Source organism: Mesorhizobium sp. J428 (assembly GCF_024699925.1).
Classification (GTDB): Bacteria; Pseudomonadota; Alphaproteobacteria; order Rhizobiales; family Rhizobiaceae; genus Mesorhizobium_A.
On sequence record NZ_JAJOMX010000001.1, the window covers coordinates 186,978 to 212,803 of the forward strand.

13 protein-coding genes and 2 pseudogenes are annotated in these 25,826 nt (G+C 67.4%); 10 read left to right on the top strand and 5 right to left on the bottom strand.

Annotated elements, in window-relative coordinates; all coding sequences use genetic code 11:
* Nucleotides 1-245 precede the first annotated feature (245 nt).
* Together LRS09_RS00960 and LRS09_RS00965 are read right to left on the bottom strand one after the other, a co-directional pair.
* Entirely contained in the window at nucleotides 246-4,406 is a 4,161-nt protein-coding gene (locus tag LRS09_RS00960) for a translocation/assembly module TamB domain-containing protein (RefSeq protein ID WP_257803706.1), read from the bottom strand.
* Between the two features lie 28 nt (nucleotides 4,407-4,434).
* On the bottom strand, nucleotides 4,435-6,348 hold the full coding sequence (locus tag LRS09_RS00965) for an autotransporter assembly complex family protein (protein ID WP_308240262.1): 1,914 nt from the start codon (nucleotides 6,346-6,348) through the stop codon (nucleotides 4,435-4,437).
* Nucleotides 6,349-6,697: 349 nt separating this feature from the next.
* On the opposite strand from LRS09_RS00965, the gene LRS09_RS00970 reads away from it, so the two are divergent.
* Entirely contained in the window at nucleotides 6,698-12,169 is a 5,472-nt protein-coding gene (locus LRS09_RS00970) for an alpha-2-macroglobulin family protein (protein WP_257803708.1), read from the top strand.
* Nucleotides 12,166-14,249: pseudogene (pbpC, locus tag LRS09_RS00975) on the top strand (penicillin-binding protein 1C). Before LRS09_RS00970 ends, pbpC begins: the two are co-directional and overlap by 4 nt.
* A gap of 67 nt (nucleotides 14,250-14,316) precedes the next feature.
* Here pbpC and LRS09_RS00980 read toward each other — a convergent pair.
* Together LRS09_RS00980 and LRS09_RS00985 are read right to left on the bottom strand one after the other, a co-directional pair.
* Nucleotides 14,317-15,111: a creatininase family protein gene (locus LRS09_RS00980; RefSeq protein ID WP_257803709.1), complete on the bottom strand. Its 795-nt coding sequence runs from the start codon at nucleotides 15,109-15,111 to the stop codon at nucleotides 14,317-14,319.
* A 34-nt stretch (nucleotides 15,112-15,145) separates the two neighbouring features.
* Nucleotides 15,146-15,529 carry a RidA family protein gene (locus LRS09_RS00985; RefSeq protein WP_257803712.1) on the bottom strand — a complete coding sequence of 128 codons (384 nt, stop codon included), beginning with the start codon at nucleotides 15,527-15,529 and terminating at the stop codon, nucleotides 15,146-15,148.
* Between the two features lie 286 nt (nucleotides 15,530-15,815).
* Between LRS09_RS00985 and LRS09_RS00990 the strand changes: the two are divergent.
* The 8 genes and pseudogenes from LRS09_RS00990 (at nucleotide 15,816) to LRS09_RS01025 (ending at nucleotide 23,659) form a co-directional block, all read left to right on the top strand.
* Nucleotides 15,816-16,804 (top strand): annotated as a pseudogene (locus LRS09_RS00990) (ABC transporter substrate-binding protein).
* A 6-nt stretch (nucleotides 16,805-16,810) separates the two neighbouring features.
* Nucleotides 16,811-17,623: an ABC transporter ATP-binding protein gene (locus LRS09_RS00995; protein WP_257803713.1), complete on the top strand. Its 813-nt coding sequence runs from the start codon at nucleotides 16,811-16,813 to the stop codon at nucleotides 17,621-17,623.
* Nucleotides 17,610-18,464 carry an ABC transporter permease gene (locus tag LRS09_RS01000; RefSeq protein ID WP_257803714.1) on the top strand — a complete coding sequence of 285 codons (855 nt, stop codon included), beginning with the start codon at nucleotides 17,610-17,612 and terminating at the stop codon, nucleotides 18,462-18,464. The genes LRS09_RS00995 and LRS09_RS01000 overlap by 14 nt, the downstream gene beginning before the upstream one ends.
* A 7-nt stretch (nucleotides 18,465-18,471) precedes the next feature.
* The gene (locus LRS09_RS01005) at nucleotides 18,472-19,788 is read left to right on the top strand and encodes a cytosine deaminase (RefSeq protein ID WP_257803716.1); all 1,317 of its coding nucleotides are present in this window, start codon (nucleotides 18,472-18,474) and stop codon (nucleotides 19,786-19,788) included.
* Nucleotides 19,788-21,185, top strand: a complete 1,398-nt coding sequence (locus LRS09_RS01010) for an FAD-binding oxidoreductase (RefSeq protein WP_257803718.1) — start codon at nucleotides 19,788-19,790, stop codon at nucleotides 21,183-21,185. Before LRS09_RS01005 ends, LRS09_RS01010 begins: the two co-directional genes overlap by 1 nt.
* A gap of 8 nt (nucleotides 21,186-21,193) precedes the next feature.
* Entirely contained in the window at nucleotides 21,194-21,775 is a 582-nt protein-coding gene (locus LRS09_RS01015) for an NAD(P)H-dependent oxidoreductase (protein WP_257803719.1), read from the top strand.
* Between the two features lie 7 nt (nucleotides 21,776-21,782).
* Nucleotides 21,783-22,370: an NAD(P)H-dependent oxidoreductase gene (locus LRS09_RS01020; RefSeq protein ID WP_257803720.1), complete on the top strand. Its 588-nt coding sequence runs from the start codon at nucleotides 21,783-21,785 to the stop codon at nucleotides 22,368-22,370.
* Between the two features lie 92 nt (nucleotides 22,371-22,462).
* Nucleotides 22,463-23,659 (top strand): winged helix-turn-helix domain-containing protein, encoded by a 1,197-nt coding sequence (locus LRS09_RS01025; protein ID WP_257803721.1) that lies wholly within the window; start codon nucleotides 22,463-22,465, stop codon nucleotides 23,657-23,659.
* Between the two features lie 6 nt (nucleotides 23,660-23,665).
* On the opposite strand, the gene LRS09_RS01030 is transcribed toward LRS09_RS01025, so the two are convergent.
* Nucleotides 23,666-25,714 carry an NADH:flavin oxidoreductase gene (locus tag LRS09_RS01030; protein ID WP_257803722.1) on the bottom strand — a complete coding sequence of 683 codons (2,049 nt, stop codon included), beginning with the start codon at nucleotides 25,712-25,714 and terminating at the stop codon, nucleotides 23,666-23,668.
* Nucleotides 25,715-25,826 lie beyond the last annotated feature (112 nt).

Sequence of the window (25,826 nt, forward strand, 5' to 3'; positions counted from 1 at the left end):
CCGGTCACCATTGCTCCTACATTGTCATGTTGACTCTCCCATTGAGCATTGAGTGGCGTTCTGCCGTTGAGCATTCCGCATCCGGCCACCTTTGTCAAAAAGGGCGACAGGCGCGAAAGTTGGATGACAGTCTGCAACGGGACGTGAGGGAGAGAAGGCGCGATTGCGACAATATTGACGCTATTTTTGCAATCGCGGCGAAAATCAGACTTTTTTAACAATCGGGCGCCGGGCACGGCGAGCGGTTAGTATTCGCGCTCGAAGAAGATGCCGCCCTTTGTCTCGCCGCTGTCCGTCGCCTCGCCGCGCAGCTTCACGCCGCGGCCTACATTGAGGTCGATCGCCGCCTTGCCCGATCCCGGCTGCGAGCCTTTCTCGATCGAGAGATAAGTCCGGTCGTTGAGATATTTGCCGACCGAAACGGACGTGTCGCCCGTCTCCTCGTCGGTCTTCACGTCGATGTCGTCGACCCCGAGCTGACCCTGCAGGTTGTCGAGCAGCGAGGTCGAGCCGCCGACGCCGGCGAGCACGGCCGCCGCCTGGGCGAGCTGTGCGATCTGGACCGCCGACAGGCTGCCCATGGCGCGGCCGAAGACGAGCTGTGCCAGCACCTCGTCCTCCGGCATCGAGCTGGACGACGAGAAGCTGAACTTCGGGTTGGTCGCTTCGCCGCTCACGGTGACCGTGGTGGTCGCGCTGTTGACCGCAGACGTCGCGGTGAAGTCGAGGGTCGGCACGAGCGAGCCCGAGAAGCCGATCGAGCCTTCCGAGAAATCCAGCCGCCGGCCAAGGATGCCGAGACGGCCGCGCCTCAGCGTGAACAGGCCAGTCGCCGACGGCGACGAGGCCGGACCGGTCAGCTTGATCGTCCCGCCGAGTTCCGCATTGAGGCCCCTGCCCTGCACGAACAGCTGGTTCGGTGCATTGACCGACAGATCGAGCATCAGCCCGCCGCCTCCGCCGGAGGAGGTTGCCGGCTTCAGCGCCTCGGCCTGCGCCTTCACCTCGCCGCTCGCATTGCGATGCTGGACGTTGAGGCGCGACAGCGACGGCGACAGCTTCTCCGGGATGGTGATGACGGTGCGCCCGAGATTGATCGTGCCGCCCAGCGTCGGCGCGGAGGTGAGCGGCCCCTTGACCGCGATGTCGCCGCCGAAGTTGGCCGTCACCACGCGGCCGTCGGTGTAGCGCCCGTCTGTCACCTTCACCGACAGGTCGGCCGGGAAGCCCGCCGCCGCGTCGAGACCGACTGTGCCGCTGGCCGAAACCGAGCCGCCGGTCGAGATAGTCCCGGTGAAGCTTCGCAAGGTTGCGCGGCCCGCACCGAGCGCGATGTCGGCATTGATGCCGTCGATGGCGATCCCAGAGCCCGCGTCGACGAAGCGCGCGCCGGACGTCCGCACCGTGCCGCCGATCACCGGCGAACTGGTCGAGCCTGTGACGGCGAGCGAGATGTCCGCCGCCCCGTCGAGCGCCAGCCCCTGCGCGGCCAGACGGCGGGTAAGAAAGCCGAACGGCACCCGGCCGGCGAAGTTCACGTCGAGCGCGCGCGAGCCGCCGGTCTGCACCGTGCCGCCGCCCATCATAGACAGGCCGCCGCCCTCGCCGACATTGGCCTGGAACCGCAGCGTGCCGCCGGCGAAGGTGCCGGTCGAGGCGATCGTCATTGCGCCGAACCCGGCCGAGCGGGTCTGGCTCGTCTCCGCGCCTGCCAGGCGCAGGTCGTAGCCGATCGACGGCGCAGCCGGTGCGCCGGTCACGCGCACGGTTCCGGACACCGTTCCGGCAGCGCCCAGCCCCGGCGAGAAGCCGTTTGCCATCGAGGCGGGAACGCCCGCGAGTTGCACGTTGAGGTCGAGCGCATCGACCGCCGTGCCGTTGATCGTCGCCGTGCCGCCCGAAAGCCCCAGCGCCAGGTTGGTGATCCGCGTCACGCCGCCCGCGTTCACGATGGTCGAAGGCTTCGCGATCGTCGCCGCCACGCCCTGCACCGTCGCACCGCCGCGCGTAAGCTCCACCGTCGCCTCGCCGTTTTCGTATTTGGCACGGCCGGTAGCCTTGGCCGGAATGTCGTTGACGGTCGCGCCGCCGTCGAAGGCCGTCCACACCCCGTCGCGCGACAGCGTCACGTCGACCGCGGTGATCGCAGCGCCCGCATTGACCGCGCCCGCGCGGATGCGGCCGGACACGGCAGGCGCCGCGACGTAGTTGGCGATCTGCGCCTCGATCGAAATGTCCTTGCCGCTCACCGTGTCGCGGGAGAAGGAGGGCACCCTTGCATCGATACGAGCTGACGGGCCTGCTGCGCCCGTATCGAAGGTGATATTGCCCGACGCGCTGCCCGACACCTGCTGCAGCGCAAGGGCGGCCAGCGGCGCGATGTCCGGCAGTTCGAAGGCGATGCTGCCCTTGGGCAGGAAGGCGTCGTCGAGGTCGAGGTCTCCGCTGATGCGGTTCTGCCCCAGCGAGATGTTGAGGCCCGAGAGCGTGCGCCGGCCCGCCGCACTCGACAGTTTCGCGCTGCCGGTGAGCGTCTCGTCGCCGACCTTGCCCGACAGGCTGACATCGGCCGCGGGATTTACCATGTCCGCCTTGCCCGACGCCTTCAGTTGCAGCCCTGTGATGGCGCGGCCACCGCTCTCGATCCGCTCGCTCGACAGCGTCACGGAGAGATCGGGCCCGAACAGCGGCCCGCTGGCAGACAACTCGAAGGACACGGCGCCGGCAACGTCGGCCGCGAGCCGCGACAGGTCGGAAAGTGCGCCATCGAGATCGGCGGTAACCTTGCCGTCGGCAATGCGGATCGACCCCTCGGTCGTCAGCGGCCCGGACGCCACCTTGAGGCCGGAGGCATCGATCGCCCGGTCGGCGTCACGCGTGATGCGGCCGGCAAGCGTAACGCGTTCGCCCAGCACCGCATGTGCCCCCTGAGGCAGCGCGGAACGCGCGACATCGGCGTTCAGGTCGAACCGAGCCTGGCCGTCGACACGGGAAAGCGTTCCGGCGACGGAAGCCTTGAGCACGTCGTTTTCGAGCGATGCCGCGCGCACGTCGATTGCGTCGGCCCCGATCTCGGTGTCGGCCGCCAGTGCGATCTGGCCCACCAGGAACGGCACGAGCGGAGCGATGAGGGTTTCGGCCGCCCCAACCCGGCCGCGCACCATCACGGGTCCGGTGCGGGTGGCCAGGTCGAAGCCGGGCGATGAAAGATCAACTCCGATGTCGCGCAGGGTCGCCTGCGGATGGACCAGCGAGGCAAGCGAGACGGTGGCATCGAGGCTCGGCTTCGCACCGGTTCCCGCGATGCTGCCCTCGGCGCTGCGGATCGCCACCGAGACGAGGTTCTCTCCCTCGCTGAAGGACAGCGCAACCGGCTCGCCTCTTGCCTGGATGTTGAAGGTGAGGTCGCTCACGCCTTGCGGATCCAGGCTGCCGGACGCGTTGCCGGTCAGAGCCGACGAGGCGATCGAGGCCTGCTCGATGGCGATGGCTCCGTCGGTCTTCAGCGTGCCCGCGAAGCTGATATTCGACTGCCCCTCTCCCAGCGTGCGGACGATTTCCGGCAGGAACTGCGCGAATTCTCCATCCGCATTGAGCTCGATGCGGCTGCCGCCCTCGACGAACTGGTGCCGGCCGGTGAACTTCGCCGCGACCGCCTCGTTGACGGCCACGGCGCCCTGGCCGCGCCAGTCGGAGGCCGGGCCGCTGCCCTCGATCGCGATCGACACGGGCGGCGCGCCCGGCAGTCTGAGCAGGTTGGCGACAACGCCGCCCTGGGGTTCGTGCCCCTCGACCTTCACGTCCAGCCGGTTTTCATCCGGCGCGAAGACGAGCGACAGATCGAGGTCGCCCTGCCGCTGGTCGGTGCGCGCGACTTGCGCCCGCGTCTCGATCCTGAGCGGCGAGGCCGTCGCGACGACCTTGGACGTCGCACTCAGCGTCGCTGCCTCGCCTGCCAGGTCGGCACCAAGCGCGATTTCCGGCAGGTCGATCCTGCGGATGTCGATGTCGACCGGAAGCTGGAAGGAGCCGGTCGAGCTATCGTTGGACACAGGTGCGGGCAGAGGTCGCCGCGCGACCTCGATGCGGCCGACACGCAGTGTGTCGGCGCTGACCTTCATCGAGATCAGGTCGAGATAGGAAATGTCGGTGCTGAGATCGCGCAGCGCAAGCCAGGGGCCGTTGGCGTCCTCCACGGTCACGGCGTCGACCGAAAGCGGTCCCGTCCAGATGCCGCGTATGCCCGAAATCGTCACCGTGCGTCCCTCGCCCGAGGCGAGGCTCGACGCGATGGACGCCAGCATGCCGCGGCCGGGCGGCGTCAGCGTCAGCAGGCCGACAGCCACGAGCACGATGGCCAGAAGCGTCAGGATGACGTTTCGAATGATCCGCAGGCTGCGCGGCAATTGACCCCTCCGGGAATCGGCTCTCGGATCAGAATGCCTGACCGATTCCCGCATATATACCGAATGAGGCGTCACCGGGACGCCGGTTGAGCGGCACGGCCGCGTCGACGCGCAGCGGTCCGAACGGAGTGATATAGCGCACGCCGACGCCTGCGCCGACGCGCACGTCGCTGAAGTCGGGGAACTGGTCTTCCGACACCGTGCCGGCGTCGATGAACGGCACCACGCCGAAGCTCTCGGTGACCTGCACGCGCAGCTCCGCCGACGCTTCGGCATACGAGCGCCCGCCGGTCGGCAGGAACTTGTTCGGATTCGCGGGGTCCGGCACGCGTGGGCCGATCGCCTGATAGGCATAGCCGCGCACGGAGCCGCCGCCGCCGGAATAGAAGCGCCGGTCGGCAGGGATGTCGCTCAGCGAAGCGCCGACGATCGAACCGAGCGCGGCGCGCCCCGCCGCGACGACGCGTCCGTTGCCGTCCAGCGCCTGGTAGACCGAGCCCTCGCCCTTGAGCTTGACGAAGGTCGCGCCCGACAGGGCGTCGTAGGTCGGCTCGACATAGGCAAGCGCCCGCCAGCCCTTCTTCGGATTGAGCTTGTCGTCGCGCGCGTCATAGACATATTCGATCGGCGTCGAGATCAGCAGGTATTTCTTGCCGTCCGGATGCAGCGGCTCGTAGCTGATGTCGGTGTATTCGACGCGAAGCTGGCCCGACAGCGTCTGCTTCTTCGTGATCTCGTAGGAAATGCCGGCACCCGTCGAGAACGAGAAGCGGTCGTAGGCTTCAGGGTGCTCCGACACGAGCTTGATGTCGTAGGTGAACTTCGATGCAGGCCCGACCAGCCCCGGCTTCTCGAACAGCAGCGCCGCCTTGTAGTCGAGGTCCTTATAGTCGGCCGTCTCGCCGATCCGGCTGATCGAGCCTTCCAGCCTCAGCTTCTCGGCGCGCCCGAACAGGTTGCGGTGGCCCCAATAGCCCTCGATGCCCGCGCCGTCCGTGCTGGACACCGTCGCGCCGACGCCGAAATAGCGGAACTTGCGCTCGCTCACCCTCACGTCGACCGGGATCGAGCCGTCGGCAGCCAGTTTGTCCTGCTCCCTCACCGTCACGGAATCGAACACGCCGAGCGCCAGGAGCCGCTCCCGCGCCTCCTCGACGTCCTCCGGCGAGTAGGTCTTGCCGCGCTCGATGTCGGCCATATAGGCGGTGAATTCCGCATCGACCGCCTCTGTGCCGTCGACAAGCGTGTCGCCGAATTGTGCGATCGGCCCCGACGCAAAGGCCATCATCACGTCGAGCGTCTTGGTCGCATGGTCGGCGATCACCTCGCGGTCCGCCACGGCCGCGAGCGGCCTGCCCTCTTCCTTCAGCGCGCGGATGATCTGGGTCTCGGCCCGCAGGATCGCGGTCGAACTGGCGTCGCCGCCGGTCACCAGGCCGAAGCTCTCCGGCGAAATGCCGCCGACATCGCCGCGCACGACGACGTCGCCGAGCGTGAACTTGTCTCCGGAACGGACCGCCACCGTGATCGGCACCGGCCGCGACGTGTCGAACACCGCGTCCGGTTCCAGCGTATCGAGCGAGCGCCCGTCGATGGTGATCTCGACCGTGCCGTCGTAGCGCGCCTCCTGATAGAGTGCGGCCACCAAGAGCTCGCGTTCGTTGCGCGCCTTGGCGAGGATACCGAGCGAACCCGACACCGGCCGCTCCTCGTCGGCCACCAGCGTCGAGGCCTTTTCGAGCCGGCTGTGGATGGATTCGTCGGCCTGGCTGAGGTCGAGGCTGACCGTGTAGTGGACGGGGTCGACGATGTCGGCGTCCTCGTCCTTGCCACCGAACAGCTTCATGCCGAAAAGCTCGAAGGCCTGCGCCGGCGCGGGTGCGGCGGCCGCAAGCGCCAGAATGCTCGCCGCCAGCGACAGGCGCAGGCCATCGCGCGCCAACGCGCCGGCCCTCCGCACTCTCGCTACGCAACACAACATGGCCGGGACCCTAGCTCCAATCGTTAAAATTGCGGTGTACGTCGAGAGCTTTTGTTATCCATGCTCGCCGGGACGGCACGGGGCGGATACAAAGGGTGCTTAACACGCGGTCGGAAGCAGCGGCAAATTGAATGCGCCCCAGGGAGGCTCACGCCTTGGACACGTTCATTAAGATTTTGTTATTCCCAACAGAATCCCGCCACGATTCTGGAAAAGCTTACGTAACTGGAACTGAAAGCCCAAGGATCGGCCCGGACGCATCATGATGCACCGGACGCACCGACCGCATTCCACTTCGGGGGAGCATCACATGGCGAAGAGATTTCTGGCGCGCGCCTTCGCGGCGATCGGTCTGATCGCGGGTCTTGCGGGCGGCGCCGCGGCGCAGATGGACACCCGGTCGATCGAAAGGAGCCAGAACTCCGACTATTTCGGCTTCGACCTGCGCACCGTCCAGAACGTCCCGCTTGACCAGTGCGAGGCGGCCTGCCTCGGCGATTCGCAGTGCCGGGCCTTCACCTACAACACGAAGGTGAAGTGGTGTTTCCTGAAGTCCGACTACAACAAGCTCAACGCCTTCGCGGGCGCGGTCGCCGGCAAGGTCGTCACCCGCTCTTCCGATCCCGACATCGGCGCGGCGGAAGCGCTCTCCTTCGTGCCGGCCTATATGCTCGATGAGGCCGTCCGCTACCGTGCCGGCATCGAAAGCGCCACCCAGCCGCCGGAGCGCGGCCTCGCCGGCCTCGTCGAGAGCGCCCAGAACATGGCTGCCGGCGGCGATCCGCGCGGAGCCGCCGCCGCATGGGCCGCCGCAATTTCCATCTCCAAGACCGATCCGGCTCTGTGGCTCGGCCTGACCGACGCCGCAATGGGCATCGTCTCGCTGAACCAGAACGATTCCTGGACCTGGCGCCAGAACGCCACCTCGGCCGGCGTCGTCGCCTACCAGTTGACCCGCACCACCGCGAGCCGCGCCCAGGCGCTCGCCACGCTGGCGAGGGCGCTGGAGGCACGCAGCAACCCGCGTCCCGCGCTCGAAGCCTACAAGGCGAGCCTCGCGTTCGTGGCCGATGCGGGCGTGCAGTCCGCCTTCGATAGTCTCTACGAAAAATACGGCTTCCGCGTCGTCGACCACACCATTGATTCCGACAACCGCACACCGCGCGTCTGCGTCCAGTTCTCCGAGGCGCTGGTGAAGTCGGGCGTCGACTACGCCAACTTCGTCACCGTCGACGGCCAGGACAAGCCGGCCATCGTGCCCGGCGACCGCGAGATCTGCGCCGAGGGCCTGGAGCATGGCAAGAACTACACGATCAGCGTGCGCCAGGGCCTGCCGGCCGCGATCGGCGAGGTGATCGAGCGCCCCGTCACGCTCAACGTCTACATCCGCGACCGTGCACCGTCGGCCCGCTTCACAGGCGAGAACTTCGTCCTGCCGTCGACCGCGCGCCGCGGCATCCCGCTCGTCACCGTCAATGCGCAGTCGGCCAAGCTGTCGCTCTACCGCATCGGCGACCGCGGCCTGGCGGACGCGATCTCCAACGAGCGCTTCCTGCGCCAGATGGACGGCTATGACGCCCAGCGCATCGCCGACGAGACCGGCGAGCCGATCTGGTCCGGCACGATCGACATCCAGTCGAAGCTGAACGAGGAGGTCACCACCTCCTTCCCGGTCGACGAGGCCCTGCCCGAGCGCAAGCCCGGCGTCTACGTCCTCGTCGCCGAGCCGGTGAAGGGCGTGGACGAGGACGACTGGTCGACCAAGGCAACGCAGTGGTTTGTCGTCTCCGACATCGGGCTCGCCACCTATACCGGCGAGGACGGGCTGACCGTCTTCGCCCGCTCGCTCTCCACCGCCAAGCCGCTGGCGAACGTCGAGCTGCAGCTGCTCGCCCGCAACAACGAGGTCCTCGGCAAGGCGACCACGGATGCGGAAGGCCGCGCCACCTTCACGCCGGGCCTGGTGCGCGGCGAAGGCGGGCTGACCCCTGCCCTCGTCGCCGCGCAGGCCGCCGAAGATTTCGTCTTCCTCGACATGACGCGTGCCGGCTTCGACCTGTCCGATCGCGGCGTCGAAGGCCGCGAGACGCCCGGCGCCATCGACGTCTACGCCTGGACCGAGCGCGGCATCTACCGCGCCGGCGAGACCGTCCACGTGCAGGCACTCGCCCGCGACGACCGCGCCAAGGCCATCGCGGACCTCCCGCTCACGGTCATCTTCTCCCGCCCCGACGGCGTCGAGAACAGCCGCGAGGTCACGACCGGCGCCGAGCTCGGCGGCCATCACGCCGCACTCGCGCTGACCGACAACGCCATGCGCGGCACCTGGACCGCGCGCGTCTACACCGATCCCAAGGCCTCGCCGCTGTCGGAAATCTCCTTCCTGGTCGAGGACTTCACGCCCGATCGGATCGAGTTCGACATGTCGAGCGAGCAGGAAGAGGTCGCGGTTGGCGAGCCCGCCACGATCGACATCGACGGCCGCTATCTCTACGGCGCGCCCGCTGCCGGCCTGTCGATGGAGGGCGAGGTCAATGTCTCGACCACCCGCGAAAGGGACGGCTTTGCCGGCTTCCAGTTCGGCCTCGCCGACGAGGAAGGCGACGACGAGCAGTCGACGCGCGTCGATCTCGACGAACTTCCGCTCACGGACGAGGACGGCAAGGCCTCCTTCGAGGTGACGGTCGACGAAGTTCCCTCGACCACCCGGCTGCTCGTCGGCGAAGTGGTCGTGCGGATGCGCGAGGGCGGCGGCCGTGCCGTCGAGCGCAAGCTCGATCTCGGCATCCGCGGCGACGGGCCCGTCATCGGCATCAAGCCGGAATTCGAGGGCGACTCGGCACCCGAAGGCTCGACCGCCAATTTCAAGATCATCGCCGTGAACCCCGAAGGCGAACGCCAGGATCTCGCCGGCATGGACTGGTCGCTGGTCAAGGTCGAACGGAACTATCAGTGGTATCGCTCGAACGACGCCTGGGCCTACGAGCCGGTGACCTTCACCACGAAGGTTGCCGACGGCAAGCTCAACGCGAAGGCAGGCGAGGAAGCCTCACTGGCGCTTCCCGTCAACTGGGGCCGCTACCGCCTCGAGATCACCGCGCCAGACGCGTCGGGGCCTGCCACCAGCGTCGAGTTCGACGCCGGCTGGTATGTCTCCGCCACCTCGACCGAGACGCCCGACGGCCTCGAGGTCGCGCTCGACAAGCCGGCCTACGCGCCGGGCGAAACCGCGCGCCTCAACATCTCCTCGCGCTTCGCGGGCGAGGTGCTGGTGACAGTCGGCGCCGACCGGCTGCTCGCCACCTACACCGCGACCGTGCCGGAAGGCGGCACGACCGTCGACATCCCCGTCAGCGCCGACTGGGGTGCCGGGGCGTATGTCACGGCCGCGCTCTACCGGCCGGGCGATGCTCAGGAATCGCGCATGCCGATGCGCGCCATCGGCCTCAAATGGCTGCAGGTCGACCCGGCCTCGCGCACCATCGGCGTCTCGCTCGAAACGCCGCAGAAGATGGAGCCGCGCGGTCCGCTGGTCATCCCGGTCGCGCTCTCCAACGTGCCGGCCGGCGAGAAGGCCTATGTCACGGTCGCGGCCGTCGACGTCGGCATCCTCAACCTCACCTCCTACACGCCGCCCGATGCTGGCAAGTGGTATTACGGCCAGCGCAAGCTCGGCATCGAGATGCGTGACATCTACGGCCGGCTGATCGACGGTTCGCTGGGGGCGGCGGGCCGGCTGCGCACCGGCGGCGACGGCGGCATGCAGACCACCGGCAACCCGCCGACGGAGAAGCTGGTCGCCTTCTTCTCCGGCATCGTCGAGGTCGGACCCGACGGCCGCGCCTCGGTCTCCTTCGACATCCCGCAGTTCAACGGCACGGCCCGCGTCATGGCGGTCGCCTGGTCGGGCTCGGCACTCGGCCGCGCCCAGGCCGACGTCATCATCCGCGATCCCGTCGTGGTGACGGCCTCGATGCCGAAGTTCCTCACGCCAGGCGACCGGGCGGAGCTCAGGCTCGACATCGCCAACACGGATGGCCCGGCCGGCGACTACAAGCTCGCCCTCAAGGGCACCGGCCTGATCCTCGACGGCGGCGACGAAACGCTGAACCTTGCCGCCGGCAAGAGTCAGACCGTCACCGTGCCGCTCGTCGCCGGCGACGCGGAATTCGCCACGATCGACGTGTCGCTCACCCATGCGAGCGGCCTGACGGTCGAGCAGGCCCTGTCGGCCCCGGTCCGTCCGGCCGTGCTGCCGGTCACGACGCGCCACGTCGTCACACTCGCCCCGAACACTGGCAGCATCACCGTCGACGGCGGTCTGCTGGCCGAGAGCGTCCGGCAGGGCGCAACCGTCTCGGTCGGCGTCTCCCGCTCGGCCGCGCTCGACATCCCGGCCATGCTGATGACGCTCGACCGCTACCCCTATGGCTGCGCCGAGCAGACAACGAGCCGCGCGCTGCCGCTGCTCTACCTGTCCGAACTGTCGGCGGAGGCCGGCATGGAGGACGATCCGGACGTGCGCAAGCGCGTGCAGGATGCCATCGTGCGCGTCCTGTCCTACCAGTCGTCGTCCGGCTCGTTCGGCCTCTGGGGCCCCGGCTACGGCGACCTCTGGCTCGACTCCTACGTCACAGACTTCCTGACCCGCGCGCGGGAGCAGAAATACGACGTGCCGTCCGAAGGCATCGACCAGGCGCTGCGCAATCTCCAGAACGCGCTCTCCTACGACGTCAACATCGAGGAGAAGGGCAACGAGATCGCCTATGCGCTCTACGTGCTCGCCCGCAACAAGAAGGCCTCGGTCGGCGACCTGCGCTACTATTCCGACACGCAGATCGGCCAGTTCCGCACGCCGCTGGCGCGTGCCCACCTTGCGGCCGGCCTCGCGCTCTACGGCGACGCCATCCGCTCGGAAGCCGCCTTCGGTTCGGCCTTCCAGCTGGCGCAGGCAACCGAGGGCAAGTCGCTCGACCGCTCCGACTACGGCTCGGCACTGCGTGACGGCGCCGCAATGCTGGCGCTCGCCGCCGAATCCCGCCCGGCGCCGGCGCTGATCCCGTCCATGGTCCAGCTCGTCTCACAGGAGCGCAACCAGTCGCGCTGGACCTCCACGCAGGAGGAAGCCTGGATGCTGCTTGCCGCCCGCGCCATCAAGGCCGGCAGCAACGACATCCGGCTGAACGTCAACGGCCAGCCGCACACCGGCAACTTCTCGGTGCGCAAGACCTCCGACGACCTCGACGCGGCGCCCGTCGTCATCTCCAACGCGTCGAACGAGCCCTTGGAGGCGGTGCTGACGACGGTCGCGGCTCCCCTCGATCCGCTTCCGGCTGGCGGCGACGGCTTCGCCATCGAGCGCACGTACTACACGCTCGACGGCGAGGAGGCGAACATCACCGAGGCGGCGCAGAACGAGCGCTACGTCGTGGTGCTGAAGGTCACGGAGAAGAACTCGTGGCCGTCGCGCGTGCTGGTCAGCGACCTGCTACCGGCAGGCTTCCAGATCGACAATCCGTCGATCGTCGGCAGTGCCGCGCTCGTCAACTTCGACTGGCTGGGCGACATCGAGCCGGCCCATGTCGAGTTCCGCAACGACCGCTTCATCGCCGCGTTCAACCGCGACGGCTCGTCCGACCGCGAGTTCAACCTCGCCTACGTCGTGCGTGCCGTGACCCCGGGCGACTATGCGCACCCGGCCGCGACGGTGGAGGACATGTACCGTCCGCAGTTCTCGGCGCGCACCGCGACCGGCCGCATGCAGGTGCTGGCAGCGCAATGACGCGCCGCCTGCGCCGAACGCTCTATGCCGCCGCCGGGGCCTGTGCCCTGGCGGTGGCCTGCGCATTCGGCCTCGACCGCCTCGACAAAGCCTACCCGCCGCCGCTGGAAGCGGCGATGGAGCGTTCGGCCGAAGTGGTCGACCGCGACGGCCTGCTGCTGCGCGCCTTCGCCACCAGGGAAGGCCGGTGGCGGCTGGAGCCCGATATGGCCGATGTCGACCGGCGTTTCGTCGACATGCTCACTGCCTTCGAGGACCGGCGCTTCCGCGAGCATTCCGGCGTCGATCTCAGGGCGCTCGCCCGCGCCGCGGTCCAGTTCGCCGCCAATGGCCGCATCATTTCCGGCGGTTCGACGCTCTCCATGCAGCTCGCCCGCCTGATCGAGCCGCGCGAACGCCGCTCGATCACCGCCAAGGTCATGCAGATCGCCCGCGCGGTCCAGATTGAGCGGCGGCTGTCGAAGGACGAGATCCTGCGCCTCTACCTGACGCTCGCGCCCTATGGCGGCAATCTCGAAGGCATTCGCGCCGCCTCGCTTGCCTGGTTCGGCAAGGAGCCGCGCCGGCTGACGCTCGCCGAATCCGCCCTGCTGGTCGCGATCCCGCAGCTGCCTGAACTGCGCCGCCCTGACCGCAACCTCGAAGCCGCGAAAGCCGCCCGCGCTCGCGTGCTTGCCCGTGCAGTCGAGGCCGGAATCGTCGGCGAAGGCGAGGCGAGGCTGGCAGGGCTCGAGCCCATGCCCTCCGTCCGCCAGGCCCTGCCCTCGCTCGCGCCGCATCTCGCCGAAACGGTGAAGCGCACCGAGCCGAACGAGCGCCGCCACGTCGTGACCTTGTCCCGCCCCGTGCAGCAGGGGTTGGAGACGGCTGCGAACGCCGCCGCCCGCACGCTCGGCCCGAAGCTCTCCGTGGCGATGGTGATGGCCGATGCGCAGACGGGAGAGATCCTCGGCGAGGTCGGCTCGGCCTCCTATCTCGACCGCGCCCGCCAGGGCTATGTCGACATGACCCGCGCCGTGCGCTCGCCGGGGTCGACGCTGAAGCCCTTCATCTATGGTCTCGCCTTCGAGGATGGCCGCATTGCGCAGCAGACCGTAATCGAGGACCGGCCGGCCAATTTCGCCGGCTATCGGCCGCGCAACTTCGACATGGAATATCAGGGAGACGTGTCGATCCGCGCAGCCCTGCAGATGTCGCTCAACGTGCCGGCCATCCGCCTGCTCGACGCCGTCGGACCGCACCGCCTGATGGCGCGCTTCCGTGACGCCGGCATCAGTGCGAAAATGCCGAGCGGCAAGGCGGCGGGTCTGGCGATCGGCCTCGGCGGCATCGGGCTCACCTTGCGCGATCTGGTCCAGCTCTACACCGGCCTCTCCAATCGCGGCCAGGCGACGACGCTCTCCAACCGTCCGCGCAAGGAAGGCGAAACGCCGCGCCGGGCGCAGATCCTGCCGGCCATCGCCGCGTGGCAGATCGCCGACATCCTGTCGGGCGTCAATCCGCCGAAGGGCGCCACCCAGCGCGGCATCGCCTACAAGACCGGCACCAGCTACGGCTACCGCGACGCCTGGGCGATCGGCTTCGACGGTCGCCATGTGCTGGGCGTCTGGGTCGGCCGGGCAGACGGGTCCGCCGTGCCCGGCATCTCCGGCTTCGGCACCGCAGCCCCCTTCTCTTCGACGCCTTCGTGAAATCCGGTCTGCCCGTCACGCCGCTGCCCCGCGCCCCGACCGGCGCGCTGCGCCAGGCTTTTTCCGAACTGCCCGTCACGCTGCGCCGCTTCGAGAGCACCGCATCGGAGACGAAGCTGCGCGGTGTCGCCGATGCTGCTCCCCAGATCGTCTTCCCGCCTCAGGGCGCCCGCGTCTCGCTCGCCGACGGCAGCGACGGCTTCTCGCCGCTGGTGCTGAAACTCCAGGGCGGCCGCGCGCCGTTCCGCTGGCTGTCGAACGGCAAGCCCTGGCCCGAAGCCGAACGCCGCCGCACCGCCCGCTGGCAACCCGACGGCGCCGGCCAGCAGACGCTGACCGTGATCGACGCGGCGGGGCGAGCTGCGAGCGTTAGGGTGTTCGTGGAGTAATCACGGGAACAGGCATGCCCGCTCACCGTCTCAGGCTTCATGCGAACGCGCACCCAAGCCGTAAAAACTACGCCAGCCATTCCTCCAGCGCCGCCTGCCTCACATCTTCCAGCAGCCGCACGAAGCCGTCCGCCTGGTGCTCGGCCGTCAGCCGGCCCTTCTCCGCCGTCGCCTTCGAGGCTTCGCCCACCACGCCGTTCGGATTGAGGTCGCTGGCGATCCAGGCGAAGGCGTGCGTGCCGGTGTGGCGCAGCAGCGAGAAGCTCTCCTCGGCCGCCTCCACGCGCGAGACGAAATCCTGCGCCTTGCGCATGTCGACCAGGTCCGGCCGGAAATGCAGCATCAGCGAGGTCTCGACATCGCCGCCATGAATGCCATAGCGGCCTTCGATATTCGAATAGAGCCCGTCCGGCTTGCCGAAGCGCATCCAGCTCGTCTTCACCGACATCATGCCGAACCGCACCCGCAGCTCGCGGCTGACGATCCCCATGATCTCCTCGTTGCCGCCGTGCGAGTTGACGATGACGATCTTGCGCACGCCCGCGCGGGCGACCGAGGCGCCCAGCTCCGTCCACGCCTCGATCAGCGCCGTCGCCGGCAGCGTCAAAGTGCCCGGTGCGTGAAGATGCTCGTTCGACTTGCCGACCGCCTGCACCGGCAGGATACGCACGTCGAGCGCCGCTGGCAGCCGGTCAATGACGGTGGCCAGCATGCCGTTCATGATCGACGTGTCGGTCGACACCGGCAGGTGCGGCCCGTGCTGCTCGATCGCCGCCACCGGCAGCACCGCGATGGTGCCCTCCGGATCGATCGAGGCATATTCCGTCGTGGGGAAATCGCCCCACCAGACGCGGCGCGCCATCTCGCTCTCCTTCTCTGCGGGTCTCGCGCAGGCTTTACGCCGCCGCGATCACCTCGATCTCGACCTTGAATTCCGGCCGCGTGAAGCCGCCGACGATCATCAGTGTGGACGCCGGCGGCGGATCGGCAACCACCCGGTCCCTCACCGTCATATAAGGCCTCATATAGGCACGGTGTGTGACATAGGCGTTGATGCGCACGATGTCGGCCAGCCCCATGCCGGCCTCTCCAAGGATAGCCTCGATATTGGCGAAACAGATCTCCGCCTGCTCCTCGACGCTCTCCGGCACCGTGTCGTCCGCCCTCACGCCGAGCTGCCCCGACACCGCGACGATCCGCTTGCCGGCCGCCACTTCGACGCCATGGCTGTAGCGGGCGAAAGGAGCCCTGATCGTCGGCGGATTGAGCGGGCGGTGCATCGGCGTATCCTGTTGTCGCGGCCAGCTATGCCCCGCGTCCGACGCACATTCAACAATCAACTGTTGGCGACCTGCGACGGCGATGGACAGCGGCCCAATATTTGAGCATCGTGCCCGCCGCAGCACCAGCCCGGGCCGTACCGCCGGCGGCAATCCACCGATCCGCGACCGCATTGGTCGCCAGCGGACCTTGGCATGGGCTTTGCATTTTGATTCTCTGGATTCAGGCCGGCGCATATCGCGGACGGGCTCAACAAAGGGTGGTGTCATGAAGACGAAACTGTTCATGTCGGTCGCTGCGCTGACGGTCCTGGCGGGTTCCGCCGGCCTCGCCGCGGCCCAGGAAAAGGTCACCTTCCAGACCAACTGGTTCGCCCAGGCCGAGCATGGCGGCTACTACCAGTCGGTGGCCGATGGGTACTTATAAGGCTTGCGGCCTCGACGTGACGATCGCCATGGGCGGCCCGCAGGTCTCTGGCCGTCCGCTGCTGCTCGCCGGCAAGATTGATTTCTACATGGGCGGCAACATGTTGCAGGCCTTCTCGGCGGTGCAGGAGAACATCCCGGTCGTCATCGTCGCCGCCTCCTTCCAGAAGGAGCCGCAGGTGCTGATGAGCCATCCGGGCGAAGGCCTCGACACCTGGGAGAGCCTGAAGGGCGCCGAGCAGTACATCCTCGCCGACGAGGGCTTCCAGTCCTACTTCCAGTGGATGATCACCGAGTTCGGCTTCGATGCGTCGAAGCGCATCCCCTACACCTTCAATCCGGCTCCCTTCATCGCCAACAAGAAGTCCGTCCAGCAGGGTTACGTCACCTCCGAGCCTTATGCCGTGGAAAAGGAAGGCGGCTTCGTGCCGAACCAGTTCTTGCTTGCCGACTATGGCTTCGACACCTACGCCACGACGATCGAAACCATGCGCGATACGATCGACAAGCGCCCCGAAGTCGTGAAGTGCTTCGTCGACGGCTCGGCCAAGGGCTGGGCATAACTACCTCTACGGCGACAACAAGGCCGCCAACGAGCTGATCAAGAAGGACAATCCGGAGATCACCGACGAGCAGATCGCGTTTTCGATCGACCAGATGAAGAAGTTCGGCATCGTCGATTCGGGCGACACCGAGAAGCTCGGCATCGGTGCCATGACCGACGAGCGGATGAAGAGCTTCTACGACAAGATGGTCGCGGCCAAGGTCTTGCCTGCCGGCATCGACGTCAAGAAGGCCTACACGCTTGACTTCGTCAACAAGGGCGTCGGCCTCGACCTCAAGAAGTGAGCCATCTTGCCTGACGTGACCAAGCCCGGCGGCGCGCCGCTTCTCATCCTGCGCGCCGTCGGAAAGACCTTTTCCAACGGCGTCACTGCTCTGGACCGTGTCGACCTCACACTGCGCGAGGGCGATTTCCTGAGCCTGCTCGGGCCGTCCGGCTGCGGCAAGTCGACGGCACTGCGGATCATCGCAGGCCTGTCATCGCCCACGACCGGCGTGCTCGACTGGCGCGGCACGCCGATGGGCAAGACCGACATCGGCTTCGTCTTCCAAGAGCCGACGCTGATGCCCTGGGCCAGCGTTTTCGACAATGTGTGGCTGCCGCTGCGCCTCAAGGGCATATCGCGCCGGCAGGCGGAGCCGGCGATCGCGGAGATGCTGGAGCGGGTCCACTTGACGGGCTTCGAGAACGCGGTCCCGCGCGAGCTCTCCGGCGGCATGAAGATGCGCGTGTCGATCGCGCGCGGCCTCGTCACGCGCCCGCGCGTTCTCCTCATGGACGAGCCCTTCGCCGCGCTGGACGAGATCACCCGCTTCAAGCTCAACAACGACCTGCTCGAACTATGGCAGGATCAGCGCTTCACCGTTGTCTTCGTCACCCACAGCGTGTTCGAGAGCGTCTTCCTGTCGAACCGCATCGTCGTCATGGCCGCGCGCCCGGGTCGCGTTTTCGAGGAGGTCGACGTCGACGTGCCCTACCCGCGCAACGAGACGTTCCGAACCTCGCCGGAATACGCGGCACTCTGCCGGAAGACCTCCGACGTCCTGGTCGGCGCGATCAACAGTACCGCGGCATCGAAAGGCGTGCTTGATGGCGTCCTTTGAAGAATCGGCGCCTGTGCCGCTCGACGCCGAGGAGATGCGCCGCCTGCGCGTCGCGCGACTGGAGCGGATCGGAAAATGGGTGCTGCCGATCGCCATCATGTGCGTGGCGATCTTCCTGTGGGACCGCATCGTCGTCTGGAACGAGATTCCGCACTACATCCTGCCGCGCCCAGTCGACGTGCTCCAGGCGCTGATCGACGACCGCGCCCTGCTCTTCTCCTCGCTTCTCACCACGCTGCGCATCACCGGCCTCGGCCTGCTGTTCGCCGTCGTGGGCGGCGTCGGCCTCGCTGTGCTCTTCGCCCAGTCGAAATGGGTGGAGATGTCGTTTTTCCCCTTTGCGATCGTGCTCCAGGTCACGCCCATTGTCGCGATCTTCCCGCTGATCAACATCTATGTCGACAACCAGACGGCCAAGCTGCTGCTCTGCGCCTGGATCGTCGCCTTCTTCCCGATCCTCTCCAACACCACGCTCGGCCTCAACTCGGTCGACCGCAATCTGCGCGACCTGTTCAAGCTGAACGGCGCGACCCGCTGGCAGGAGCTCTGGCACCTCAGACTTCCCGCAGCCATGCCTTACTTCCTCGGCGGCCTGAAGATCGCCGGCGGCCTGGCGCTGATCGGAGCGGTTGTCGCCGAGTTCGTCGCCGGCTCGGCGGGCCAATCCTCGGGTCTCGCCTCGCGCATCATCGAGAGCGGTTATCGTCTGCGCACGGCGCGGCTCTTCGCCGCTTTGATCCTGATCTCGCTCACCGGCATCGTCATCTTCATGACGCTCACCTGGATCTCGCACATGATGCTGCGCCGCTGGCACGAAAGCGCGCTGAAGCAGGAACGGTGAGGTCGACATGACTGCCCTCCCTATCCCCACGAGCGGCTGGTGCGTGCTTGCCGACGCCCGCCTGCACGTCTCGACGGTCGAGCCGCTCTCCGCCCAGCCCGACCGCGACGGCTTCGTCCGCTGCGACATCTCGATCGCCGACGGCAGGATCAAGGCGATCGCTCCCCGCAACGGCCGTCCCCTGCCGCCGCGCGCGGTCGACCTCAAGGGTCGTATCGTCCTGCCCGCCTTCGTCGACTGCCACACCCATCTCGACAAGGGTCACATCTGGCCGCGCATGCCCAATCCGGACGGCTCCTTCATGGGCGCGCTGACCGCCGTCGGCACCGACCGGATGGCATTCTGGAACGCAAAGGACGTCGAACGGCGCATGGATTTCGCCCTGCGCACCGCCTATGCCCACGGCACCCGCGCGATCCGTACCCATCTCGATTCCATCTCGCCGCAGGAGACGATTTCCTGGGACGTGTTCACCGCGATGCGCGAGCGCTGGGCCGGACGCATCGACCTCCAGGCCGCATCGCTCACCGGCGTCGAGACGATCCGCGACGGCGAATGGTTCTCCCGCCTCGCCGACCGGGTCGCCCGTTCGGGCGGCGTGCTGGGCGCGGTCACCTATATGGTTCCCGACGTCGTCGAGATGATCGACCGCGTCTTTTCGACGGCGATGGAACGCGGCCTCGAGCTCGACTTCCATGCCGACGAAACCGACGACGTTGAAGCTGTATCGCTGCGCCTGATCGCGGAGGCGGCCATCCGCCACGGCTTCACGGGCAGGATCCTTGTCGGCCATTGCTGCTCGCTGGCCCGCCAGCCGGATGCGGACGTGCTGCGCACGCTCGACCTCGTGGCGAAGGCCGGCCTGTCGATCGTGTCGCTGCCGATGTGCAACATGTATCTGCAGGACCGCCGCCACGACCAGACCACGCCGCGTTGGCGCGGCGTCACGCTGCTGCACGAGATGAAGGCGCGCGGCATCAACGTCGCCGTCGCCTCCGACAACACCCGCGATCCGTTCTACGCCTATGGCGACCTCGACATGCTGGAGGTCTACCGCATGGCGACCCGCATCCTCCAGTTCGACCATCCGGTGGCCGACTGGCCGCGCACGGTCGGCGCCTTCCCGGCGAAGGCGATGGGGCTGGACGACGCCGGCATGCTCAGGGCCGGCGCGGGTGCGGATCTCGTCATCTTCCGTGGCCGCTCCTGGACCGAATTGCTCTCCCGGCCGGAAAGCGACCGCACAGTGGTGCGCGCGGGCGCTACCATCGATCGCATCATTCCCGATTATTCCGAACTCGACGACGTGGTGGGACAACCCTGATGGACATCGCTGCGCTGAAGGCCGATCTCGCCGGCATCAAGGTCGAGGACAACCCGGCCATCGTCCAGCAGAAGAGCCGCGACTTCTACTGGTACAGCCCCGTCCTGAAGGGACAGCTCGAACACGTCACCGGCGACCTCGTCGTCTCGCCGAAGACGGAAGCCGAGCTGATCCGCGTGCTGAAGGCCTGCTATCGCCTCGGCATCCCCGTCACGCCGCGCGGCACCGGCACCGGCAATTACGGCCAGGCAATGCCGCTTTCCGGCGGCGTTGTTCTGTCGCTCGCCGACATGAGCGAGATCAGGCTGATCGCGCCCGGCCGCGTCGTCACCGGCCCCGGCGCCGTCATTTCGGAGATCGACAAGGCCGCGCGGGCTCATTCCGCGCAGGAACTTCGTATCCACCCCTCCACCTACCATACCGCCTCGATCGGCGGCTTCATCGCCGGCGGCTCCGGCGGCGTCGGCTCGATCAACTGGGGCGGCCTGCGCGACTTCGGCAACATCATCCGGTTACGTGTGGTGACGATGGAGGAGGAGCCACGAATCCTTGAGCTGACGGGGGAAGATCTGCACAAGGTGACACATGCCTACGGCACCAACGGCATCATCTCCGAAGTGGAGATGCCGCTGACAGCCGCGTACGACTGGGTCGACGTCATCGTCGGCTTCGACACATTCATGGACGCGGCCCGCTACGGCAATGCGCTCGGCCTGCAGGACGGTTTGCTCACCAAGCTGATTTCGCCGATCGCGTCTCCCGCCCCCTTCACCTATTTCAAGCGCCACCAGAAGTTCTTCCGCGAAGGCCAGAGCATCTGCCTCGTCACGGTCGCGCCGCACTCGCTCGATGCCTTCCTTGCGTTTACCCGCCGCTGGGGCGCCGAGATCGTCTTCAACGCCGCGACCGAGACCGACCTCAAGGGTCTGCCGCCCAACTTCGAGCTGTCCTGGAACCACACGACGCTGCGGGCGCTCCGTGTCGATCCGGCGATCACCTATCTGCAGGTGCTCTACCCCTTCCCCCACCAGATCGAGCGGATCGAAAAGATCCACGCGCTGATCGGCGACGAGATGATCGGCCATCTCGAATACGTCCGCTTCGACGGCAACGTCACCTGCTTCGGCCTGCCGATGATCCGCTACACTACTCAGGAGCGGCTGGAGGAAATCATCCGCCTGCACGAGGAGAACGGCTGCCCGATCTTCAACCCGCACCGCTACACGCTGGAGGAAGGCGGCATGAAGCAGACCGACGAGATCCAGCTCGCCTTCAAGCGCGAGGCCGACCCGAAAGGCCTGCTCAACCCCGGCAAGATGATCGCCTGGGAGAATCCGGCCTACGACTACAAGTCCGGCAAGCTGTTTCTCTTCAAGGGCTTGCAGCAGGCAGGTTGAATCGGAACATGAGAGCCCTCGTCCTCCACGCCCATCCTGTCGAGACGAGCTACAATGCCGCCCTCCACCGGCTGATCATCGAGCGCCTGTCCGCGCGCGGCTACGAGATCGATGACTGCGACCTCTACGCCGAAGGCTTCGACCCGCGGCTCACCCGCGAGGAACGGCTTGCCTATCACGACATCGGGCCCAATCTCGCCGGCGTATCGGACTATGTCGAACGCCTGCGCCGCGCCGAGGCGCTCATACTTTCCTTTCCGGTCTGGAATTTCGGCTACCCGGCGATCCTGAAGGGCTTCTTCGACCGCGTCTTCGTGCCCGGCGTGGCCTTCCGCATGGTCGACGGAAAGGTCGAGACCTGCCTCGACACGATCCGCAAGGTCGGCACCGTCACCACCTATGGCGGGCCGCGCTGGCGTGCCTTCGTCATGGGCGATCCGCCGCGCAAGCTCGTCACCCGGCTCCTGCGCGCCACGGTGAAGCCCGGCGCGCCCTTCACCTATCTCGCCCATTACGACATGAACCGCTCCACGGACGCGACCCGCGCCACCTTCATGCGCAAGGTCTCAGCCGCGATGGACCGCTTCTGACCGACGCATGCGCATCCTGCTCGTCTACTGCCACCCGGTTCCCGAGAGCTTCGCCGCCTCGATCCGCGACGAGGCGATCGCGTCGCTCGAAGCGCGCGGCCACGAGGTCCGCCTGCTCGACCTCTATGCCATCGGCTTCGATCCGGTGATGGGAGCCGAAGAGCGCCGCCGCTACAACCACCTGCCGGCGGAGCATCACCCACTGCCGGAGCACATCGCGCATCTGCGGTGGGCCGAGGGCCTGGTCTTCGTCTACCCGACCTGGTGGTACGGTCTGCCGGCCATGCTCAAGGGCTGGCTCGACCGCGTCTGGGCGCCTGGCGTCGCCTTCTCGATGCCGGAGCCGAACGCCAAGATCGGCCCGCTCATGACCCATATCCGCCTGCTCGGCGTCATCACCACCTGCGGCGCGCCGATGTGGTGGTCCTATGTCGTCGGCCATCCCGGCCGCCGCACTATCACGCGCGGCATCCGTGCGCTGTGCGCCCGCCGCTGCCGCACCTTCTTCATGGCGCACTACCTGATGGATTCGTCCACCGATACGACGCGGCGGAACTTTCTGGCGAAGGTGCGCAAGAAACTCGCGAAGGTCTGAGCCTGCGGCCTGTAAGCAGTATTTTCAGTCCGGCGCTTTTCGGGTTGCCGCCTGTCGCGCTTTCCTGAAAATCTCTGCCTTCAGGAGATTCCATGCGCGAAAAGCTTTCTCTTGCCACCGCCCGCCGTGTCGCGCTCGCAGCCCAGGGCTTCGCCGAGCCGCGCCCTGACGGCAGCCTCACCCGCCGGCATTTCAACAAGGTTCTCCACCGCCTCGGCCAGTTCCAGATCGATTCCGTCTCGGTTGCCGTCCGCGCGCACTATATGCCGCTGTTCTCCCGTCTCGGCGCCTATCCGATGGCGATGCTGGAGGGCGCAGCGACACCGAAACAGCGGCTGCTCTTCGAATACTGGGCGCATGAAGCGTCTTTCCTGCCGGTCGACGCGTGGCCGCTCTGGCAATGGCAGATGCGCCGGGCCGAGCGCGGCGAGAGCATCTACACGGGCCTCGCGAAGTTTGGCCGCGAGCGCGCCGACCTGATCGCCGAAATGGAGCGCCGCGTCGCAACCGATGGACCGCTCGCCGCCTCCGACATCGAAGGTCAACGCGGCCAGGGCGGCTGGTGGGGCTGGAGCGACGCCAAGGCCGCGCTTGAATGGCTGTTCTGGGCTGGCCGCATAACCGCCCGCGAGCGCAAGCCGAGTTTCGAGCGCGTCTACGACCTGCCCGATCGCGTTATCCCGCAGGCGGTTCGCGACCTGCCGGTGCCCGATGAGGAAGAGGCGCACCGGCAACTGACCCGCATGGCCGCTTCGGCGCTTGGCGTCGCAACGGCCGGCGACCTGCGCGACTACTTCCGCCTCCCCGCCCCGAACTACAAGGATCGCCTCGCCGAACTGGTCGAGGCCGGTCATCTCCTTCCTGTTAAGGTCGAGGGCTGGTCGCAGCCGACCTATCTCTCGCCCGACGCCCGCTTCCCCCGCCGCGTCGAAGCCCGGGCCCTGCTCTCGCCCTTCGACCCGCTGGTGTGGGAGCGCTCCCGCGCCGAGCGCCTGTTCGACTTCCGCTACCGCATCGAGATCTACACACCGGCGGAGAAGCGCATCTACGGCTATTACGTCCTGCCCTTCCTGCTCGGCGAGCGCATCGTCGCCCGCGTCGACCTCAAGGCCGACCGAGCGGCCTCGGTCCTGCGCGTCCAGGCCGCCCACGCCGAACCGCTCGCGCCGCCAGAGACCCCTGCAGAACTGATGGCCGAGTTGAAGCTCATGGCCGAGTGGCTCGGCTTGGAACGTGTCGGGATTGCCGGCGCCGGCGACCTCGCCCCGGCGCTCGCGGCGGTCGGATGAACGCCCTTAGATCCTGATCCCGAAGCGGATTCCGTCATACACTGCCGCATGAATGTTGCGGCTCGCCACAGCGTCTCCGATCCTCAGCAGCTTGAAGGCCGAACCAGCCTCCCTCTCCGGAAACACCTCACCACCCGCGACGAGCCGCTCATAGTCCACCTCGCCCCGGTTCCGCGACAGCGGCTTCAGCGCGAAATAGAGCTCGTCCAGCGGCAGCGTGCCGTGCTCGACCACCACCTGGTCGGCCCGCCGCTCCTCGGCAAAACCCTCGGCGAAGTCTGAGGCGAGCACCGCCACCAGCTTATTGCCTTCGCGCCGCACGGCCTTCAAACGCGTGTTGATGGTGATGCGCACGCCCGTCTCATGGAACGCCTTCATGTAAGGCACGTGGTTCATGCCGCCCATTTCCGGCGCGAAGAAACGCTCAGGCGAGACGAGTTCCACCGCAGCCCCCGCCCGCGCGGCCATCTCCGCCGCCGTCATCCCGGCATGACTGCCGTTGTCGTCGTAGAGCAGCATGCTCTCGGCCGGCTTCACCGCGCCCGACACGATATCCCAGCTCGACGTGACGAGGTCGCCGCCCGCCTCCAGCGGCGGGTTCTGCGGCAGCCCGCCGGTGGCGACGATCACCATGTCGGGGCTAAGCGCTGTCACGTCGCCCGCTTCCGCCCAGGTGTCGTAGCGCATCTCGACTCCCAGCCGCTCCAATTCCGCCACGCGCCAGTCGACGATGCCGATCAGTTCCTTCCGCCGCGGGTTCTGCGCCGCGAGCCGCACCTGCCCGCCGGCCAGGCTCGTCGCCTCAAGCACGGTCACCTTGTGCCCGCGCTCGGCCGTCACCCGCGCCGCCTCCAGCCCCGCCGGCCCGGCGCCGACCACGACGACGTGCTTCAGCGGCCCGTCGGTTCGCGCAATCACGTGGGGGATTGTCGCCTCCCGCCCCGTCGCCGCATTGTGGATGCACAGCGCTTCGCCGCCCTCGTAGATCCGATCGAGGCAGTAGGTGGCGCCGACGCAGGGGCGGATGCGGTGCTCCTCGCCGCCCATCACCTTGCGCATGATATGCGGCTCGGCGATGTGCGCCCGCGTCATGCCGACCATGTCGAGCTTGCCGGTCGCGACGGCATGCCTTGCCGTCGCCACGTCCTGGATGCGCGCCGCGTGGAACACCGGAAACTTCGTCGCCGCCCTCACCTCGCCGGCGAAATCGAGATGCGGTGCCGAGCGCATGCCGGTGATCGGGATCACCCTGGTGAGCGCCGCATCCGTCTCGATCGAGCCGCGGATGATGTTCAAAAAGTCGACCTTGCCGCCCGCCGCCAGTCGCCGCGCGATCTCGACGCCCTCGTCCCGCCCGAGCCCCGATGCAAGATCCTCATCCGCCACCATCCGTATGCCGACGATGAAGTCCGGCCCGACCGCCTTGCGCACCGCATCCAGCACGCGGTTGGAGAACCGCAGCCGGTTGTCCAGCGAACCGCCATACTCGTCGTCGCGCGTGTTCGTCGCCGGCGACCAGAACTGGTCCATCAGGTGCCCGTAGGCCTCGAACTCGATCCCGTCGAGCCCCGCCTCCTGCATGCGCTGCGCGGCCGAGGCATAGTCGGCCACGATCCGGTCGATGTCCCAGTCCTCGGCCGTCTTGGGGAAGGCGCGATGCGCCGGCTCGCGCACCGGCGACGGCGCCAGCACCGGCAGCCAGTCGGCCTTGTTCCAGCCGGTGCGTCGCCCGAGATGGGTGAGCTGGATCATCACCTTGCAGTCGTGCTCGTGGCAGGCGTCCACCAGTTCCCGCATCCAGCGCACGATCTCGTCGCGATAGGCCAGCAGGTTGCCGAAGGCGGCCGGGCTGTCGCGCGAAACGATCGCCGAACCCGCCGTCATCGTCATCGCCATGCCGCCCCTGGCCTTCTCGGCATGATAGAGCCGGTAGCGCGCCTTCGGCATGCCGTCCTCCGAATAGGCCGGCTCGTGGCTGGTCGACATGACGCGGTTCTTGAGCGTCAGGTGCTTGAGTCGGAACGGCTGGAGGAGAGGATCGTTGCTGGCGGTCATGGCTGGCTCCGTATGGCGCACCAGCGTCACCCTCGCGGCAGAAACGCGCAAGCGCCCGCAGCGGCAAATCATTGGATCAGAGCGTCATCTCAGCGTGGACGGGCCGGCATGG

Excerpts from the sequence above, each read along its gene's own strand:
- LRS09_RS00970 (WP_257803708.1), top strand. The coding sequence starts at position 6,698 with ATGGCGAAGAGATTTCTGGCGCGCGCCTTCGCGGCGATCGGTCTGATC.
- LRS09_RS00980 (WP_257803709.1), bottom strand. The coding sequence starts at position 15,111 with ATGGCGCGCCGCGTCTGGTGGGGCGATTTCCCCACGACGGAATATGCC.
- LRS09_RS00985 (WP_257803712.1), bottom strand. The coding sequence starts at position 15,529 with ATGCACCGCCCGCTCAATCCGCCGACGATCAGGGCTCCTTTCGCCCGC.
- LRS09_RS01000 (WP_257803714.1), top strand. The coding sequence starts at position 17,610 with ATGGCGTCCTTTGAAGAATCGGCGCCTGTGCCGCTCGACGCCGAGGAG.
- LRS09_RS01005 (WP_257803716.1), top strand. The coding sequence starts at position 18,472 with ATGACTGCCCTCCCTATCCCCACGAGCGGCTGGTGCGTGCTTGCCGAC.
- LRS09_RS01010 (WP_257803718.1), top strand. The coding sequence starts at position 19,788 with ATGGACATCGCTGCGCTGAAGGCCGATCTCGCCGGCATCAAGGTCGAG.
- LRS09_RS01015 (WP_257803719.1), top strand. The coding sequence starts at position 21,194 with ATGAGAGCCCTCGTCCTCCACGCCCATCCTGTCGAGACGAGCTACAAT.
- LRS09_RS01020 (WP_257803720.1), top strand. The coding sequence starts at position 21,783 with ATGCGCATCCTGCTCGTCTACTGCCACCCGGTTCCCGAGAGCTTCGCC.
- LRS09_RS01025 (WP_257803721.1), top strand. The coding sequence starts at position 22,463 with ATGCGCGAAAAGCTTTCTCTTGCCACCGCCCGCCGTGTCGCGCTCGCA.
- LRS09_RS01030 (WP_257803722.1), bottom strand. The coding sequence starts at position 25,714 with ATGACCGCCAGCAACGATCCTCTCCTCCAGCCGTTCCGACTCAAGCAC.